Here is a 15,301-nt window from a genome sequence, read left to right as displayed (position 1 = left end):
TTCCCCTCAATTACGGTGGGGCGCGACCGAGCCGGCGTCAATGGAAATCACCCCGATTTTTGGGGGCCGCCCACGCCCTTCGTTTCCACCCCCTCCATTCCTGTTCGTCTCAGAAGGTCGAGAAACCGTTCCAGCACCAGATTGGCCTGCGTGCCCGTCTTGGTGACCGCCTGGAATTCCTGGGCGTAATGGAAGCGCTCCGGCAGAAGCGCGCGCATCGCCCCGCGCTCGACCCACTGCCGCGCGTAATGGGTGGGCAGGAAACCGACGTAGCAGCCGGTCAGGATGAGGAAGGCCACGCCCTCGCGGTCGGTCGCGGTGGCGGTGGCGGTCAGCGCCCGCTGCACCCCCGCCGCCTCCGGCACCTGCTGCGCCTCGGTCGGGGCGACGGCGTCGGCGGCCTCCACGGCCGCGTCGGGCACCGCCTCCGCATCGAACAGCGGATGGCCGCGCCCGCAGTAAAGGTGTGATTCCTCCTGGTACAGCGGCAGACGGTCCAGGCCGGGCAGGGCGCGCCGTGCCGGCACGACGCCGACGTGCAGGCGCCCGTCCAGCACGCCGCGCTCGATCTCGTTGGGCGGAATCATGCGGATGTTCACCCGCACCTCCGGCCCCTGCTGTTTGAGGCCGCGCAGGGCGTCGGTCACCCGCATCTTCGGCATGGTGACGAGGTTGTCGGTGATGCCGATGTTCAATTCGCCGCGCAGCCGCCCGTGCGCGGCGTTGATCTCGCTGCGGAAGCTCTCCAGGCCGGCGAACAGGCGCAGCGCCGCCTCGTAGGCCATGCGCCCCTCGTCGGTGAGCAGGAACCCCGCCCGCCCGCGCCGGCACAGACGCAACCCCAGCCGCCGTTCCAGATCGGCCATGTGCAGGCTGATGGCGGCGCGGCTGATGTTCAACTCCACCTCCGCCGCGGAAAAACCGCCGCACTCCACCACCGTCTTGAAGACGCGCAGCAGGCGCAGGTCGGCGTCGTTGAGGCCGCTCAGGGGACGGGCTTGCTTGCTCATGGATAGGTAAGCAGATGCTTGCGTAAGGTTTGAATGGTTTGGATTTAACCGCAACCAAGCCTCGGCGCACACTGTTTTCCGAAGCCCATCCCAGCCAGCAGGAGTGCCGCCCGATGCCGCCGTTGGACGAGAGCCAGAAAGCCGGAACCGCCCCGACCGCCGGGCTGACGCGTGCGGAGCTGGACGCCCACTGGATGCCCTTCACGGCGAACCGCGAGTTCAAGGCGAACCCGCGCCTGATCGCCCGGGCCGAGGGCGCCTGGTACTGGGACGCCGAGGGGCGGAAGATCTATGACAGCCTGTCCGGCCTGTGGTGCTGCGGCGCCGGGCACAGCCGCCGCGAAATCAGCGAGGCCGTCGCCCGCCAGATTGGGGAGCTGGACTACAGCCCGGCCTTCCAGTTCGGCCACCCCGCCGCCTTCAAGCTGGCGCACAAGCTGGCTTCGATGACGCCGGCCGGGCTGGATCACGTGTTCTTCGTCAATTCGGGTTCGGAGGCCACCGACACGGCGCTGAAGATGGCGCGGGCCTATTGGCGGCTGAAGGGCCAGCCGGCCAAGACCAAGCTGATCGGCCGGTCCAAGGGCTATCACGGCGTCAATTTCGGCGGCATCAGCCTGGGCGGCATCGGCGGCAACCGCAAGCTGTTCGGCTCGGGCGTCGAGGCCGACCATCTGCCACACACGCTGCTGCCGCAGAACGCCTTCACCAAGGGCCTGCCGGAGCAGGGGGCCGAACTGGCCGACGCGCTGGAGGAGCTGGTCGCGCTGCACGACGCCTCCAACATCGCCGCGGTGATCGTGGAGCCGCTGGCTGGCTCGGCGGGCGTGCTGCCGCCGCCCAAGGGCTATCTGCAGCGGCTGCGCGCGCTGTGCGACAAGCACAACATCCTGCTGATCTTCGACGAGGTCATCACCGGCTTCGGCCGCATGGGGGCCGCCTTCGGCGCCGACGCCTTCGGGGTGGTGCCGGACATCATGAACGTCGCCAAGGGCCTCACCAACGGCGCCGTGCCGATGGGCGCGGTGGTCGCCAGCCACGAGATCTACCAGACCTTCATGGACAATGGCGGCGCCGACTACATGGTCGAGTTCCCGCACGGCTACACCTACTCCGCCCATCCTGTGGCCTGCGCCGCCGGCCTCGCCGCGCTGGAACTGTTCGAGCGGGACAGGTTGGCCGAGAAGGCGGCGGATCTGGCTCCGCATTTCGAGACGGTGCTGCACGGGCTGAAGGGGCTTCGCCACGTCACCGACATCCGCAACTACGGCCTCGCCGGCGCGGTGCAGATCGCGGCCCTGCCGGGCGAGCCGGCCCGCCGCCCGTACGAGATCGCCATGACGTGCTGGAAAGCGGGCTTCTACGTCCGCTTCGGCGGCGACACGCTGCAGTTCGGCCCGCATTTCATCAGCGAGCGCGAGGACCTCGACCGGCTGATGAACGCCGTCGCCGACGCCATCCAGGCAACCGCGTGAGGATGGGAAAGCCATGACCCTCGTTCCGCATCTCATTGGCGGCGTGGTCGACGCCCCTGCCGACACCCGCAGCGCCGACATCGTGAACCCGGCAACGGGCGAAACCGTGGGCCGCGTCCCGCTCGCCGGCCGGGCCACCGTGGAATCGGCCATCGCCGCCGCCGAGGCGGCCTTCCCGGCGTGGCGGGCGACGCCGCCGGGCAAGCGGGCGCGGGTGATGTTCCGCTTCCGCCAGTTGCTGGAGGACAACGCCGACCGCATCTGTGCGGCGATCACACGGGAGCACGGCAAGACGCTGGAGGACGCCCGCGGCGAGCTGGGCCGCGGCATGGAGAATGTCGAATACGCCTGCGGCATCGCCGACCTGCTGAAGGGCGAGCATTCCAAGAATGTCGGGCCGGGCATCGACAGTTGGTCGGAGTTCCAGCCGCTGGGCGTCGTGGCGGGCATCACGCCCTTCAACTTCCCGGCCATGGTGCCTCTGTGGATGTTCCCGGTCGCCGTGGCCTGCGGCAACAGCTTCATCCTGAAGCCGTCGGAGCGCGACCCCAGCGCCTCTCTGCTCGTCGCGCAGCTGGCGCAGGAGGCCGGGCTTCCGCCGGGCGTGCTGAACGTCGTCCACGGCGACAAGGAGGCGGTGGACACGCTGCTGACCGACCCGCGCGTTCAAGCGGTCAGCTTCGTCGGTTCGACGCCGGTCGCCGAATATGTCTACGCCACCGGCACCGCCCATGGAAAACGGGTGCAGGCGCTGGGCGGGGCGAAGAATCACGCCATCGTCATGCCCGATGCCGACCTCGACAACGCGGTCAGCGCGATCATGGGCGCGGCCTACGGCTCCTGCGGGGAGCGCTGCATGGCCATCTCCGTGGTCGTCGCGGTGGGCGACGCAACCGCCGACCGCGTGGTGGCGATGCTGGCGGAGCAGGTGCGCGCCCTCAAGGTCGGGGCGGGGACCGGCTCCGGCTGCGACATGGGTCCGCTGGTCACCCGCGCCCATTTCGAGAAGGTGAAGGGCTTGGTCGACCAGGGCGTCGCCGAAGGGGCGGAGCTGGTGGTCGACGGCCGCGGGCTGGTGGTGCCGGGGCACGAGGGCGGCTTCTTCCTCGGCGGCTGCCTGTTCGACCGGGTGACGCCGGACATGAGCGTCTACCGCGAGGAGATTTTCGGCCCGGTTCTCTGCGTCGTTCGCGTGACCACGATGCAGGAGGGCATGGACCTGATCGACGCCCACGAGTACGGCAACGGCACCTGCCTGTTCACCCGCGACGGCGAGGCCGCGCGCTACTTCACCGACGCGATCAAGGTCGGCATGGTCGGCGTCAACGTGCCGCTGCCGGTGCCGGTGTCCTACCACAGCTTCGGCGGCTGGAAGCGGTCTCTGTTCGGCGATCTGGCGGCCTACGGGCCGGACGGCGTGCGCTTCTACACCCGGCGCAAGACGATCACCCAGCGCTGGCCGGCGGGTGGCGTGCGCGAAGGGGCGCAGTTCTCCTTTCCGTCGATGAAGTGAGGGGGCAATTCCCCTCTCCCCTCCGGAGGGATTCACAACTGAGCGCGTTCGGCCATCGCGCAAAGCCCTCTGCAGGGGAGAGGGCTGTAATCGGCAGCAACGACTGGCCAGCGGATACTGCGAAGCACCCCTCTCATCCACAACCGGCCTTGCCGATAGCGGCGGTCAGCCGTTCATAGCCGGCGCGGTTCGGATGCACCGGGTCCTTGTAGAGCGGACAGGCGCCCTCCGGCGGGCAGGCGTCGCGCAACGCGGTATGGACATCCACCACGCGCAGGCCGGGACCGGCGAGGGTGGTCAGCCGCCGGTTCACGTCCATGATGCGTTCGGCGAAGGCGGCGTTGCCGTCGCGCCGCGGCAGCAGGGTGAGCAGCGTGACGCAGGTGCCGGGGGCGAAGCGTTTCACGTCCGTGGTGATCGCTTCGATGGTGCCGGCGATCTCCGCGGCGGTGCGGTTCGGCAGGTCGTTCGTCCCGACCAGAACCAGCGCGGACCTGAGCTTCATGCCCGGTCCGAAGGACTGCCGCACCCTCCACAGCAGGTTCCCGGTCGTGTCGCCGCCGGCCCCGAAATTCATCGGCTCCGCGTCGAACAGCCGTCGGGCGAGGTCGGCCGGCCAGCCGGCGACCAGGGAATCCCCCAGCAGCATGGCCTTCGGGTTCTGATGCCGCAGCGTTTCCATGCGCTTGGTCAGCCAGTCCGGATAGGGCGGCTGCGTGCGCGGACCGATGGTCGTGTCGCTGTGCGCCGGGACGGCCAGGAACGTCAGCAGTGTGGCCACCCCGGCCCATCCCGCTTTGATGATCCGACTCACGCCGCCTTCGCCGGCAGGGCGACGGCCGGGATCGGCTCCGGGTGCAGGGCGGGCGGCGAGAGGTCCAGCACGGCGCGCTCCCCCTCGGCCAGCGGGCGCACGGCGTTCACGGTCAGCGAGACGGTCAGCGGTCCCTTCGGGGCGGGGGCGTCCAGCACGAGGTCGGTCGCCCGGCCGGGATGCACCTCGAACCGCTCCTCGGCCAGCGTCGCGCCGTCCTCCGCGGCGATGGCGACCGCGACGCGGAGCGGGACGGAATCCCGCAGGGGGCAGCGCAGGCTGGCGCCGAGATGGAAGGGGCCGGGCGCGTGCACTCCCGTCCAGCGCAGCGTGGCGCCGGGCCGCTCCGGATCGGGGCCGTGCAGGCGGAACAGCCCCTCATAGGGGCGGCACCAGCTGTTGCCGTTCAGCAGACGGACCGTCCCCGCGCGCAGGTCGCCCGCGATGGGTTTGCTCATGTCCTGATCGGGGCCGAAGGGGAAGCGGAGCTGCACCAGCGCGTCCGGCGCGCCGATGCGCAGGGCGGCGTGGCGCTGCGTCCAGTCGTGGCAGGGGAACAGGCGCAGCGCGGCCTGGACGATGGAGAACCACGCCGCGGCGTCGATGTCGTCCGCCTGATGGTAGGGGGCGAAGCGGGTGACATAGCCGCGCATCAGGCCGGGCCGGTGCCAGTCCACGCGGCCGATGCGGGCGGGATCGTCCGTCTCCTGGACCTCCAGCAGGGCGAAGTCGTCGTGGCCGGCCAGGGCGGCCAGCGCCTCGTGCAGCCCGTCGATGGTGGCGGGGGCGATGCCGGGGTTCGACTTCACGACGAAGATCACTCCGCCCATCACCGCCCGCGCGGTGAACTTGGCCTGGAGATATTGGATCTTGCGCGTCTCCCGGCGGTGCAGGGCGCGCCTCGTCGCCTCGTCGTCGCGGAAGACCAGCCGCCCGCCGGTCAGGTCGGACTTCATGTCGCTGTGCCAGCCGATGCCGTAGGCGGAATCCAGCACCATGCCGGTGCGCAGCGGCGACAGGTTCTCGAACCGGTACATGCCGTCGAAATTGGCGCGCAGCTTGGTCAGAAGCTGGTCAGGCTTCATGGAAGCCCAGCGGAACAGGCTCCCCGCCTCGCAGGACAACCGGCGCAGGACGAAGCCGAATTCGCAGTTGTCGCCCAGACTTTCAAACCGCAGGAGGTCGTCCGCGCCGATGCCGATGGTCATGCTGTTGTCCCGTTTCGCTGCCAAGCCATGGTTTCGGCAAGCCTAGCGCGAGCCGGTCGGATCACGTCAACGGGCGGTGGCGGCGGCGCCGAAATGATCACCGCGAATTCGAGGCAATCCCTTCGGATTCTCCGGCCGTTCAGACCGTCCGGGTGACCTTGCGCAGATGACGCGGGCGGTCGGGATCGAAGCCGCGCGCCACCGCCAGCCGGGCCATGAAGGGGTAGAAAGCCTGGATCGCCACGATGGGGTCCAGCGCCGGGTGCAGCGGCGGCGGCAGAGGCAGAGGGGTGTCGGCCAGGGCGAGCGCCCGCTCCTCGGCGGAAGCGACCAGCAGATGGGCGCCGGCCCGTTTCAGCGCGCGGGCGGTCTCCAGCACACCGTCCAGCGTCTCGTCCCGCACCGCGAGCACCAGCACGGGGAAGCCCGGCTCGACCAGTGCCATGGGGCCGTGCATCACCTCCGCCGCACTGAAGGGTTCGGCGTGGGCTGCGGCGGTTTCCTTGAACTTCAGCGCCATTTCCTGAGCGATGGGGTAGCTGCGCCCCCGCGCGACGATCAGCAGACTGGACACCGTCTCCAGCACCGGCAGCGCCGCCGACCAGTCCGCCACACCCGCCCGTTCCAGCCCGTGGGGCAGCCGGGGAAGCGCGTCGAGAAGCGCCTCGTCAGCCGTCCAGACGGCGGTCAGCCGGGCGATGGCGGCGAGGCTGGCGACGAAGCTCTTGGTCGCGGCGACGCTCAACTCCGGCCCGGCGTGCAGGGGCAAGGGATGGGCGACCCGCTCCGCCAGCGGCGAGTCCTCCGCGTTGACCAACGCCGCCGTCAGGGCGCCGCCGGCCCGCGCCGCGTCCGCGACGCTCAGAAGGTCGGGGCTCTGGCCCGACTGGGAGATGGCCAGGACGAAGGCGTTCTTCACCCGCAGAGCGGCGCCGTAGGCCGTGATCACCGACGGCGCCGCCGAGGCGGTGACCAGCCCCAGCGCCGTCTCGAACAGGTAGCGGGCGTAGCCGGCGGCATGGTCGCTGCTGCCCCGCGCGATGGTCATCGCGAAGGGCGGCGGCGCGGCCCGCAGCCGGTCGGCCAGGGCGGCCACCGCCGCGGCGTCGGAGTCCAGCAGAAGGCGAACCGCCGCCGGGGCGGCGGCGGCCTCCTGCATCATCAGGGGAGCGCTGGTCATGGGTCGGCCTCCGTTCCAGGCCGATCATAACACGGCGGTGCCGCTTACCTCACGCCGGGCCGGTGGGCGCCTTCGCCAGGACGGCGGCGTCGGATGCGTCCATCTCCTCCGCCGGGGCGGGCTCGGCCTGGGGCGGTTTCCAGTTGCGCAGCCGGTTCACCATCGCGCCGGCCTGGGTCTTCCAGCGCTCGGCGTGGATGCGCATCGATTCGCCTCCCTGGACCAGCAGGCGGCTGGGCAGGGGGCCGGGCGTCTCGAAGGTGCCGAGATGAACCGTCTCGACCGGATGCTTGCCGGCGAGGCCGCGCTTGAACTGATAGACGCCGGGGTTGGTCTGGGCGTTCACCCCGTGCAGGTCGTAGCGCAGCCCGCCGTTCGCCTTGATCCACAGCAGCGCCCGCCATTGCAGCAGGTAGGCGGCGTTGACCCGCAGCCCTGCCTCCAGCGTTGCGGAATTCTGCATCTGCCCGGTGGTGCCGAACAGCGACACGACGACCCCTGCCACCGGCCGCCCCTCGTGCATGGCGAGGAAGGCGCGCATTTTGCGCCGTGGCGGCAGCGCCTCGTTGATGCGGGTGAAGGTGCGGCTGTCGTAGGCCTTGAAGCCTTTGCGGCGCTGCGTCTCGACGAAGATGTCGTCGATGGTTTCCAGCAATTCGGCATGGGAGCCTTCGACGACCTCGATCCCCATCCGCTCGGCCTTGTTCAGCCCGCGTCGCCAGTGGTGCGACAGGTTGGAGCGCAGGCCCGCCTCGTCGGCGTTGAGGTCGGTGATGAAGGTGCGGTAGGGGGCCTTCTCCTCGCGGAACCGCATCCCCAGCGACGCCAGGGCCTCCGTCACCGCCTCGCCGTCCGCCTGCGCGACGTGGGGCAGCAGGCGCAGCAGCAGGCCGCGCCGATCGGTGTATTCCGCCTTCAGCGCGTGCAGGGCGGTCATCAGGGCGGCGTGGTCCGGCCCCTGGCCGCGCGGGTGCCACATCGGCCCCCACATGGCCAGCGCCAAGCCACCGATGCCCGGCACGCGGCGCAGCAGCACCTGCACCGCGGCCACCGGACGACCGTCGCGCCGCACGACGAGGTGGCTCAACTCCCGCCCGGCGTGGGCGATGCGGCCATAATCCCAGGTTTGGAAGATGTTGGCGTCATCGAAACCATCGAGAATGGCGTACCAGCCGCTGCGGTCGACCCGGTCGATCTCGATGGAGGACGCGGGGCACAGGACATCGCCACCAAGCGCGTCGGTGTACATTCAGGTTTCTCCCCTGGAATTCACGGCGATCGTTTTTTGTGGAAGCGTTTGGTAACGGTCAGATGATTGGTCACACGGTTCCGCCGGAGCGGTAGAAGGTGCTGAAGGCGGGGCGGGCCGAGAAGGCGGCCTGCGGGATGTCGAGCAGACGGCGCAGCCGGTCGCGCACCGCCGGTTCCAGGACCGCGGCGACCAGCAGGGCCACGGCGATGGACAGCGCACCGCCCGTCACCGCCCCGGCCATGGAGGAGGCCCCGGCCTGCATCGCCAGCGCCTTGGCCAAGCCGCCGATCACCTCGTGCAGCAGGTAGAGCGGGTAGGTGGCCAGCCCGATGATGCGCAGCAGGGCCAGCAGGGACGGCGGCAGCGCGGCGATCTCCGCCCGCCAGCGCGCCGAGGCGACGATGGCGACGAGCGACGCGCCCCAGATCAGCAGCGGGTTCATCCACAGATCGGCGAGGTTCAGCGGGACGGGCGAGCGCTCCACGAACTCCACCGAGCGGGCGGTGATCTCCAGCGGCGCGGCGATCAAGGCCAGCAGGGCGGCGGCCATGCCCGTCCGGGTCAGCTTGCCGCGCGACCACAGCCACAGGAAGATGCCCAGTGCGAAGAACACGCCGTGGCGCAGCAGCGTCATGTTCAGCATGCCGTACTCGAACTCCAGGAACGGCAGGTTGACGACGCCGAAGACATGCAGGCTGTAGACGCCGAGATAGGCCGAACTGGCGGCGGTCAGCGCCAGGGCGAACAGCGGCAGCCGGTGGAAATTCCCGCTGAACAGCAGCAGGAACACCGCGCCGTAGAAGGCGATCTCGACCGGCAGTGTCCAATAGGCCGACGCGATGTAGGGGCCGGCGGGCGCCAGCGTGAAGGAGGCGATGAAGCGCCGCGCCAAATCCGGATCGGGACCGGGCATCAGCACGAGGGCGACGAGGCACAGGATGGAGCAGACCCAGGCCGCCGGATAGAGGCGCAGCAGACGCGACCGAATGAAGGCGACCGGGGTGGCGTTGTTGGCCGAATTCGCGATGACGAAGCCCGACACCACGAAAAAGACCTGCACCCCGGCCCAGCCTGACCACATGATGTCGGCGACCGCCGGGTCGCGCCAGGTCAGGTGGAAGCCGGTGACCAGCAAAGCCGCGGCGAACCGCACCATGTCGATCCCATAGACGTAGTCGGCCCCGGACCTGTGACGGGCCTGCCCGTCCCCCGGCAGAGTGTGCTTTATCGGCGTTTCAGGCACGATTCCTCCCTTCCTGCATGGGATGTGCCCATGTGCAGGTTCTCGACGTCTGTTGATTCCGGAAGACGAGCGCGGTGCGGCCTCTGGACGCAACTTGCGTGCTGCCGGGGAGCATACCCGTTGGGGGCCGCGGATACAGGGGCCCGAACGGATTCAACAGGAAATCTGCGGGAGTATACTGTTCAGATGATCGGCCGTTACCGAAGCCATGGCACAAAGGGGAGGTGCATGGCGCGAACGGTCCGCCCGATCCCGGGCGTTTTACTTTGAAGGGATGCTTCGAGGAGCGAAAGGCGCACGGCCCGCTCCCGGCTTGGCAACCGGGAACGGGCCGTGTGGTTCAACGAGCCGTTTGCTCCCAGTGGCTTACTGGTAGTTCAGGCCGCCGTTGATGTTCAGGGTCGAGCCGGTGACGTAGCCGGCGATCTCCGAAGCGAGGTAGGACACCGCGCCGCCGATCTCGTCCGGGCGGCCCAGGCGCTTCATCGGGACGCTGTCCGTGATGGCCTGACGGATGTCCTCACGGATCGCCATGACCATGTCGGTGCCGATGTAGCCCGGGGCGATGGCGTTGACGGTGACGCCCTTGGTGGCCAGCTCGGCGGCCAGCGCCTTGGTGAAGCCGATCACGCCGGCCTTGGCGGCCGAGTAGTTGGTCTGGCCGGCCTGACCCTTCACGCCGTTCACCGAGGAGATGTTGATGATGCGGCCCCAGCCGCGCTCGGCCATCTTCGGCGACACCTGCTGGGTGACGTTGAACAGGCTGCTCAGGTTGGTCGAGATGACCGCATCCCACTGCGCCTTGTCCATCTTGGCGAAGAACTTGTCGCGGGTGATGCCGGCGTTGTTCACCAGGATGTCCACCGGGCCGAGGTCGGCCTCAATCTTGGCGACCATCGCCTTGCAGCTTTCGAAGTCGGAAACGTCGCCTTCCGCCACGTAGAACTTGAAGCCGAGGGCTTCCTGCTGGCCCAGCCAGGCGGCGGCCGGCTCGAAGTTCGGCAGGCAGTTCGCCGCCACGATGCAACCGTCCTTGGCCAGGGCCTGGCAGATGGCGGTGCCGAGACCGCCCATGGCACCGGTGACGAGCGCGATCTTCTGAGACATTACAATCGCTCCAGTAATAGAAACGGCCAGCTCCTGGTGAGGCAAGCCCGCTGGTGGACCGCAGAAGCAAAGGGGTTGCTTCTTGTTACGGATGCTGTCGTGCCAATGGTCCTTATGGGGGGGCCATCAACCGCGGCGGCAGGCATAACATAGAACAAGTCCGGCTCCGGGCCAATGCGCTGCAACATCGCAGATGCGAGCGGGTGCGATTTTTCACAGGAATGTCAATAAGAAATGACTTTTCAGGGCCTTACTGCACCGCACCAAGTGGTGTGACCAGTCGGATTCGGCTCAAATCCGCAGGATTTTCTCGCCGGCCTTGAGCGCGAGCGGGAACAGCCGGGGCGCCACCGCCCCCAGAAGCCAGGGCCGCAGCTTCGCCAGAGCGGCCGGAGCGGCCAGAAGGGCGAGCGTCGCGGCGCTGTGCGCCCATCGCCCGGCGGTCATCTGCTCGAAGCCGTTCCACAGCAGGACGCCGCCGCTGCACAGCCCGGCCACGGCGGTGACGGCCTCCCCCAGCGCTTGCAGCGCGTCGATGCCCCACAGTGGGTTCGTCGTGGTGAGCCGGCCGACCAGCCGGCGCAGTTGCGCGATCAGGCGCCTCGCCGCGGCGGCGTCGAACCGCCCGTCCTCGACCGCGGCGCGGGGCAGCGCGACCAGGACGTCGCCGTCGGGCTGGATCGACACGCGGACCGGGATGGTGCGCAGGCCGCTGGGGGATGGCGCGGCCACCGGCACGCGCAGGCCGATCGTCCGCCCCCCCTGGACGAAGAACTGGAGAGCCAGGGCGATGCCATGCCCGCGCCGAGGGATCAGGCCGGCCTTGCCCCGGCGCAGGCGCCCGACCATCTCGGCCAGGGCGTCGCGCCTCCAGGTGAAGCCATGCGGCAGGTCGCTGAGGAAGCGTCGGCGCAGCGGGCTACCCCGTGTCTCCCACCAGGGTGTTCACGGCTTTTCCCGCGAACCGTCCCAACGCGTCGATCAGGAAGCTCCAGTAGCGGAAGGAGACGTCCACCGCGTCCTTGTGGACGCCGATCACGACGCTGCTGCCGGCGTTGTCCCGGCCTTTCAGCAGGCGGGTGACCACGTCGCCGTCGATCTGGATCGTCGACTGCATGACCACCAGCTCGGTCCCCACGTCCCAGGCCTTGCGGATGGTCACCACGTCGGCGGTCTTCAGCGCCGGCATGCGCCGGACCTCCTCGTCCATGCCGCGCAGATAGCTGACGGTGTCCAGACCGCGCCGCCGCAGCACGTCGTTGATCTGGTCGGAATTGCGCTGGATGCGCATCAGGATCGGCAGCGTGTCCTGGTCGATCAGCGCCGCGGCGGACACCAGGTCGGCGGTGGCGCCGGGCTGCCGCGCGGCGTCCAGGGTGCGGTCGGTCATCTCGCGCAGCCAGCTCGCCACCTCGCGCAAATCGTCGAAGACCTTCAGCGTGGTGCCGCGGGCGGGGTCGTTGCCCGGCAGGTCGCGGCTGAAGAAGAACGGGTCGTAGCGGTCGGGCCGGGCGGTGTCGGACGGCGGGACGAACGGCGCCATCCCCCAATGGAAGCTGTCCGAGATCGGGCCGGCCCAGGGGGCGAGGATCGCCGTCTCGCGGCTGCCGAAGACCTCCAGCGCCTCGCACAGGAAGACATAATACTCCTGCGCCAGATCGATCAGCGCGTCCCCCGCCATCGGCATCTTTTCCGCCGAGATGCCGGTCTTCAGCACGGTGTTGATTTCGAGCGCGAGAAGGTTGCGCGCCAGATCGACGAACTGGGACATCGGCCACCTTGCTGAGTTGGGGAGGGCGTGGGGGCGGGCCGCGGCGGGGAAAGGAACGCCCTCGCCGCGGTCCGCCTGCGGGTCAGCTCGGGCGGCCGGAGATCTGGACGGCCAGATCGCGGATCGCCTTCAGGTTGGTGCTGACGATGTCGCTGCTCTTGGTCACCTGGGCGAGATGGAACTCGGTCAGGCTGTGATAGGCGGTGTTGGTCGCGAAATCGCGGCTGATCAGGTTCTCGATGTCGCCGGTGACGAGGTTCACCTGGGTCTGGAACGCCTCGATGGTGGTGCCGGACTTCGGGCGGCAGGTGAAGCCGACCTGATTGGGATCGTCCTGCACCACGTCGATGTCGGCGATCGCGGTGACCACCGTCAGCGTGACCAGCCGGTCCAGCTTGTCCGCGATGGTGTTCAGCAGGGAGTTCGCCTTGCCCTGCTCGTTTTGGATGACGGCGGCGCCGCTCGGCGGAGGCGCGGATGGAGCCGCAGGCGCCTGGACGGCCGGCAAGGGGGCGGTGGAGGCGGTCGGGTTGGCGACGGCGGTATCGGACATGGTTGCACCCTTCTGGAGACGGATGGCGGAACACCGCCAAGCATCGCGCAAGAGTCGAATTCTGTCCAATGACCGCTATCGACGCGGGTTCGTGATAAGAAATCTCCTGTCTGGATGTTTTTTCCTGGTCTTCACTCGCTCAGGAGGGCGTCGATGGCGTCCCGCAGATCGCGCAGCTCCCGCCGCTGGTCCTCGGCCAGCGCATGGCCCGACGCGCGCAGGCTGTGGATCTTGTCCACATTGCTGCGCAACGCCCGCAGGGCGGGTGCCGCGGACGGGGTGGCCGGGAGGGCCGCCTTGCGCTCCTGCTTGGCGTTGCGCACGTCCTTCACGGTCAGGCCGTCGCCGGCCCGTTTCCAGAGCGCGAGCTGGATCGCCTCGTCGGGCAGTTCCGCCAGTTCCATGAGAAGGGAAACGGAGACGGCGGGCCGGTCCGGAGCCTCCTCCAGGATGCGGGCGGGCAGGCGCAGGATGCCCAGCAGGCGGGCCACATACTCCTGCGACTTGCCGATCAGGACGGCGGCCTGCTCCTGCGTCAGCCCCTTGTCGCCGATCAGCCTGGCAAGCGTCAAAGCGAGGTCGATGGGGTGCAGGTCGACGCGCTGCGCGTTCTCGATCAGGGCCAGCGCCTGCACGTCGTCGGTGTCGATGATCAGCGCCGGGATGGTCTCCCGCTCCAGGGTGCGGAAGGCCCAGTAGCGCCGTTCCCCGGCCACGATCTGGAAGCGGTCGGGGGCGACCTCCCGCACATTGATCGGCTGCAGCAGGCCCCGTTCGCCGATCGAGGCGGCCAGCGCCGCGATGTCGGCCTCGCGGGCGTTGCGTCGCGGCTGGTCGGGGTTGGGCTCCACCTGCTCCAGCGGGATCTCGCGGTGGCGCATCTTGCCGGACAGGCCGAACAGAGCGGCGTTGCTGCCCCCGCCGCTGCCGGTGCGGCTGAGCGCCCGCTTGAACAGGCCGGCGTTGGAGGTGTCGAGCTTACGCGCCATGGCGCATCTCCTCCCCGGCGAGCGCCAGCAGGGCGTCGGCGATCTCGCGGTAGCTCTCCGCGCCCGCGGAGTTGGGGTTGTAGGCGAGGCCGGGGCGCCCGGCCATCACGCTCTTGGAATAATCGGCGGCCCGCTTGACCGGGGAGAAGAGGTGGAGCTGCTCCGCCGCGGCAAGCTCGCGCAGCTCCTTCATCACCGTTTCGTCCTGGAGGCGGCGCGGGCTGTACATGGTCGGCAGGACGCCGAGGATCTGCAGGCGCGGGTTCACCAGCTCGCGCACGCCGGCGATGGTCTCGAACAGCTGCGGGATGCCCATCATCGACAGCATCTCCGTCTGGGTCGGAATCAGCAGCTGGTCGGCGGCGTTCAGCACCGAGACGGTCAGCTCGCCCAGATGCGGCGGGCAGTCCAGCACCACGAAGTCGTACTGGCCGGCGAGCTGGGCGATCTTGGCGCGCAGGATCAGCGTGCCGTTGGGCTGGCGCAGCAGCTCGCGGTCGGCCGCCGCCAGCGAGATGGAGGAGGGCAGCAGGTCGAAGGCCCCGTCGCAGACCGGGGTCATGAACTCCTTCATCGGGCGGCTGGCCTTCAGCGCGTGGGTCAGGGTCGCCTTGGCCAGCTCCCGCTCGTGGGGATCGACGCCCAGATGCACGGTGGCGTTGGCCTGCGGGTCGCAGTCGATCAGCAGCACGCGCCGTCCCGAGCCGGCGAGCAGCCACGCGACGTTGACGCAGGTGGTCGTCTTGGCGACTCCGCCCTTCTGGTTGGCGGCGCAGAACACCACCGGGGCCGCCCGCACCGCCGCCGCCGCGGGGATGCCCACCGGTTCCGTCGCGGTCTTCAGGGCGCCCGCGACGTTCTGCGGAATCCGCTCCGCCCCGGTTTCCCAGCGGGAGATCTTGGCGCGGTCGTAGCGCCGGTTCAGCCGTTCGTTCAGCCAGCCGACCAGAGCCTGTTGGTTCATGCCGCGCTGTTCGCGGTAGCGGCGCAGCTCCTCGCCGCTCATCTCGTGGGCCACGGGGGCATCCCTTATTTGGGGTGATCGCGGTGGCACCATGAGTCATGTTGATGGTGGTGTCAACCGCCGTGCTTCACATGTGATGACGCTTCGAAATGGACACGGAAGTGCGGCCCGGCGTGGAACAAGGGGGACGCGCTGCGGCTTTCCTGTGGTGCGAAAGGCCGC

At 69.2% G+C, this 15,301-nt stretch carries 14 protein-coding genes; 2 read left to right on the top strand and 12 right to left on the bottom strand.

Annotated features, from left to right (window positions below; all coding sequences use genetic code 11):
- Positions 1-47 precede the first annotated feature (47 nt).
- Complete coding sequence (locus DXK32_RS00310; protein WP_114856673.1) at positions 48-1,010, bottom strand: LysR family transcriptional regulator; 963 nt, start codon at positions 1,008-1,010, stop codon at positions 48-50.
- Between the two features lie 113 nt (positions 1,011-1,123).
- Here DXK32_RS00310 and DXK32_RS00305 point away from each other — a divergent pair, with 113 nt between their 5' ends.
- Together DXK32_RS00305 and DXK32_RS00300 are read left to right on the top strand one after the other, a co-directional pair.
- Positions 1,124-2,485 carry an aspartate aminotransferase family protein gene (locus tag DXK32_RS00305; protein ID WP_114856672.1) on the top strand — a complete coding sequence of 454 codons (1,362 nt, stop codon included), beginning with the start codon at positions 1,124-1,126 and terminating at the stop codon, positions 2,483-2,485.
- Positions 2,486-2,498: 13 nt separating this feature from the next.
- A complete protein-coding gene (locus tag DXK32_RS00300; RefSeq protein ID WP_114856671.1) occupies positions 2,499-3,998 on the top strand; it encodes a CoA-acylating methylmalonate-semialdehyde dehydrogenase in 1,500 nt (499 codons plus the stop codon).
- A gap of 133 nt (positions 3,999-4,131) precedes the next feature.
- On the opposite strand, the gene DXK32_RS00295 is transcribed toward DXK32_RS00300, so the two are convergent.
- The 11 genes from DXK32_RS00295 to DXK32_RS00240 form a co-directional block, all read right to left on the bottom strand.
- Positions 4,132-4,779, bottom strand: coding sequence for an SGNH/GDSL hydrolase family protein (locus tag DXK32_RS00295; RefSeq protein WP_247876895.1), 648 nt, complete (start codon positions 4,777-4,779; stop codon positions 4,132-4,134).
- A gap of 29 nt (positions 4,780-4,808) precedes the next feature.
- Complete coding sequence (locus tag DXK32_RS00290) at positions 4,809-6,020, bottom strand: hypothetical protein (RefSeq protein ID WP_114856669.1); 1,212 nt, start codon at positions 6,018-6,020, stop codon at positions 4,809-4,811.
- Positions 6,021-6,159: 139 nt separating this feature from the next.
- Positions 6,160-7,200, bottom strand: a complete 1,041-nt coding sequence (locus tag DXK32_RS00285) for an SIS domain-containing protein (protein ID WP_114856668.1) — start codon at positions 7,198-7,200, stop codon at positions 6,160-6,162.
- A 49-nt stretch (positions 7,201-7,249) separates the two neighbouring features.
- Complete coding sequence (locus tag DXK32_RS00280; protein WP_114856667.1) at positions 7,250-8,449, bottom strand: lipid II:glycine glycyltransferase FemX; 1,200 nt, start codon at positions 8,447-8,449, stop codon at positions 7,250-7,252.
- A 70-nt stretch (positions 8,450-8,519) separates the two neighbouring features.
- Complete coding sequence (locus tag DXK32_RS00275) at positions 8,520-9,695, bottom strand: acyltransferase family protein (protein WP_114856666.1); 1,176 nt, start codon at positions 9,693-9,695, stop codon at positions 8,520-8,522.
- 366 nt (positions 9,696-10,061) lie between these two features.
- Positions 10,062-10,802 (bottom strand): beta-ketoacyl-ACP reductase, encoded by a 741-nt coding sequence (locus tag DXK32_RS00265; RefSeq protein WP_114856665.1) that lies wholly within the window; start codon positions 10,800-10,802, stop codon positions 10,062-10,064.
- 291 nt (positions 10,803-11,093) lie between these two features.
- Positions 11,094-11,651: a hypothetical protein gene (locus DXK32_RS00260; protein WP_114856664.1), complete on the bottom strand. Its 558-nt coding sequence runs from the start codon at positions 11,649-11,651 to the stop codon at positions 11,094-11,096.
- A 70-nt stretch (positions 11,652-11,721) separates the two neighbouring features.
- Positions 11,722-12,573: a hypothetical protein gene (locus tag DXK32_RS00255; RefSeq protein ID WP_114856663.1), complete on the bottom strand. Its 852-nt coding sequence runs from the start codon at positions 12,571-12,573 to the stop codon at positions 11,722-11,724.
- Positions 12,574-12,655: 82 nt separating this feature from the next.
- Positions 12,656-13,126, bottom strand: a complete 471-nt coding sequence (locus DXK32_RS00250) for a hypothetical protein (protein WP_114856662.1) — start codon at positions 13,124-13,126, stop codon at positions 12,656-12,658.
- Positions 13,127-13,257: 131 nt separating this feature from the next.
- Positions 13,258-14,115, bottom strand: a complete 858-nt coding sequence (locus DXK32_RS00245; RefSeq protein WP_114856661.1) for a ParB/RepB/Spo0J family partition protein — start codon at positions 14,113-14,115, stop codon at positions 13,258-13,260.
- The gene (locus DXK32_RS00240; protein WP_114856660.1) at positions 14,105-15,133 is read right to left on the bottom strand and encodes an AAA family ATPase; all 1,029 of its coding nucleotides are present in this window, start codon (positions 15,131-15,133) and stop codon (positions 14,105-14,107) included. Before DXK32_RS00240 ends, DXK32_RS00245 begins: the two co-directional genes overlap by 11 nt.
- Positions 15,134-15,301: the final 168 nt, after the last annotated feature.

This window comes from Azospirillum brasilense (assembly GCF_003349955.1).
Lineage (GTDB): Bacteria > Pseudomonadota > Alphaproteobacteria > Azospirillales > Azospirillaceae > Azospirillum > Azospirillum brasilense_B.
This window is presented reverse-complemented; position numbering and strand designations above follow the sequence as displayed.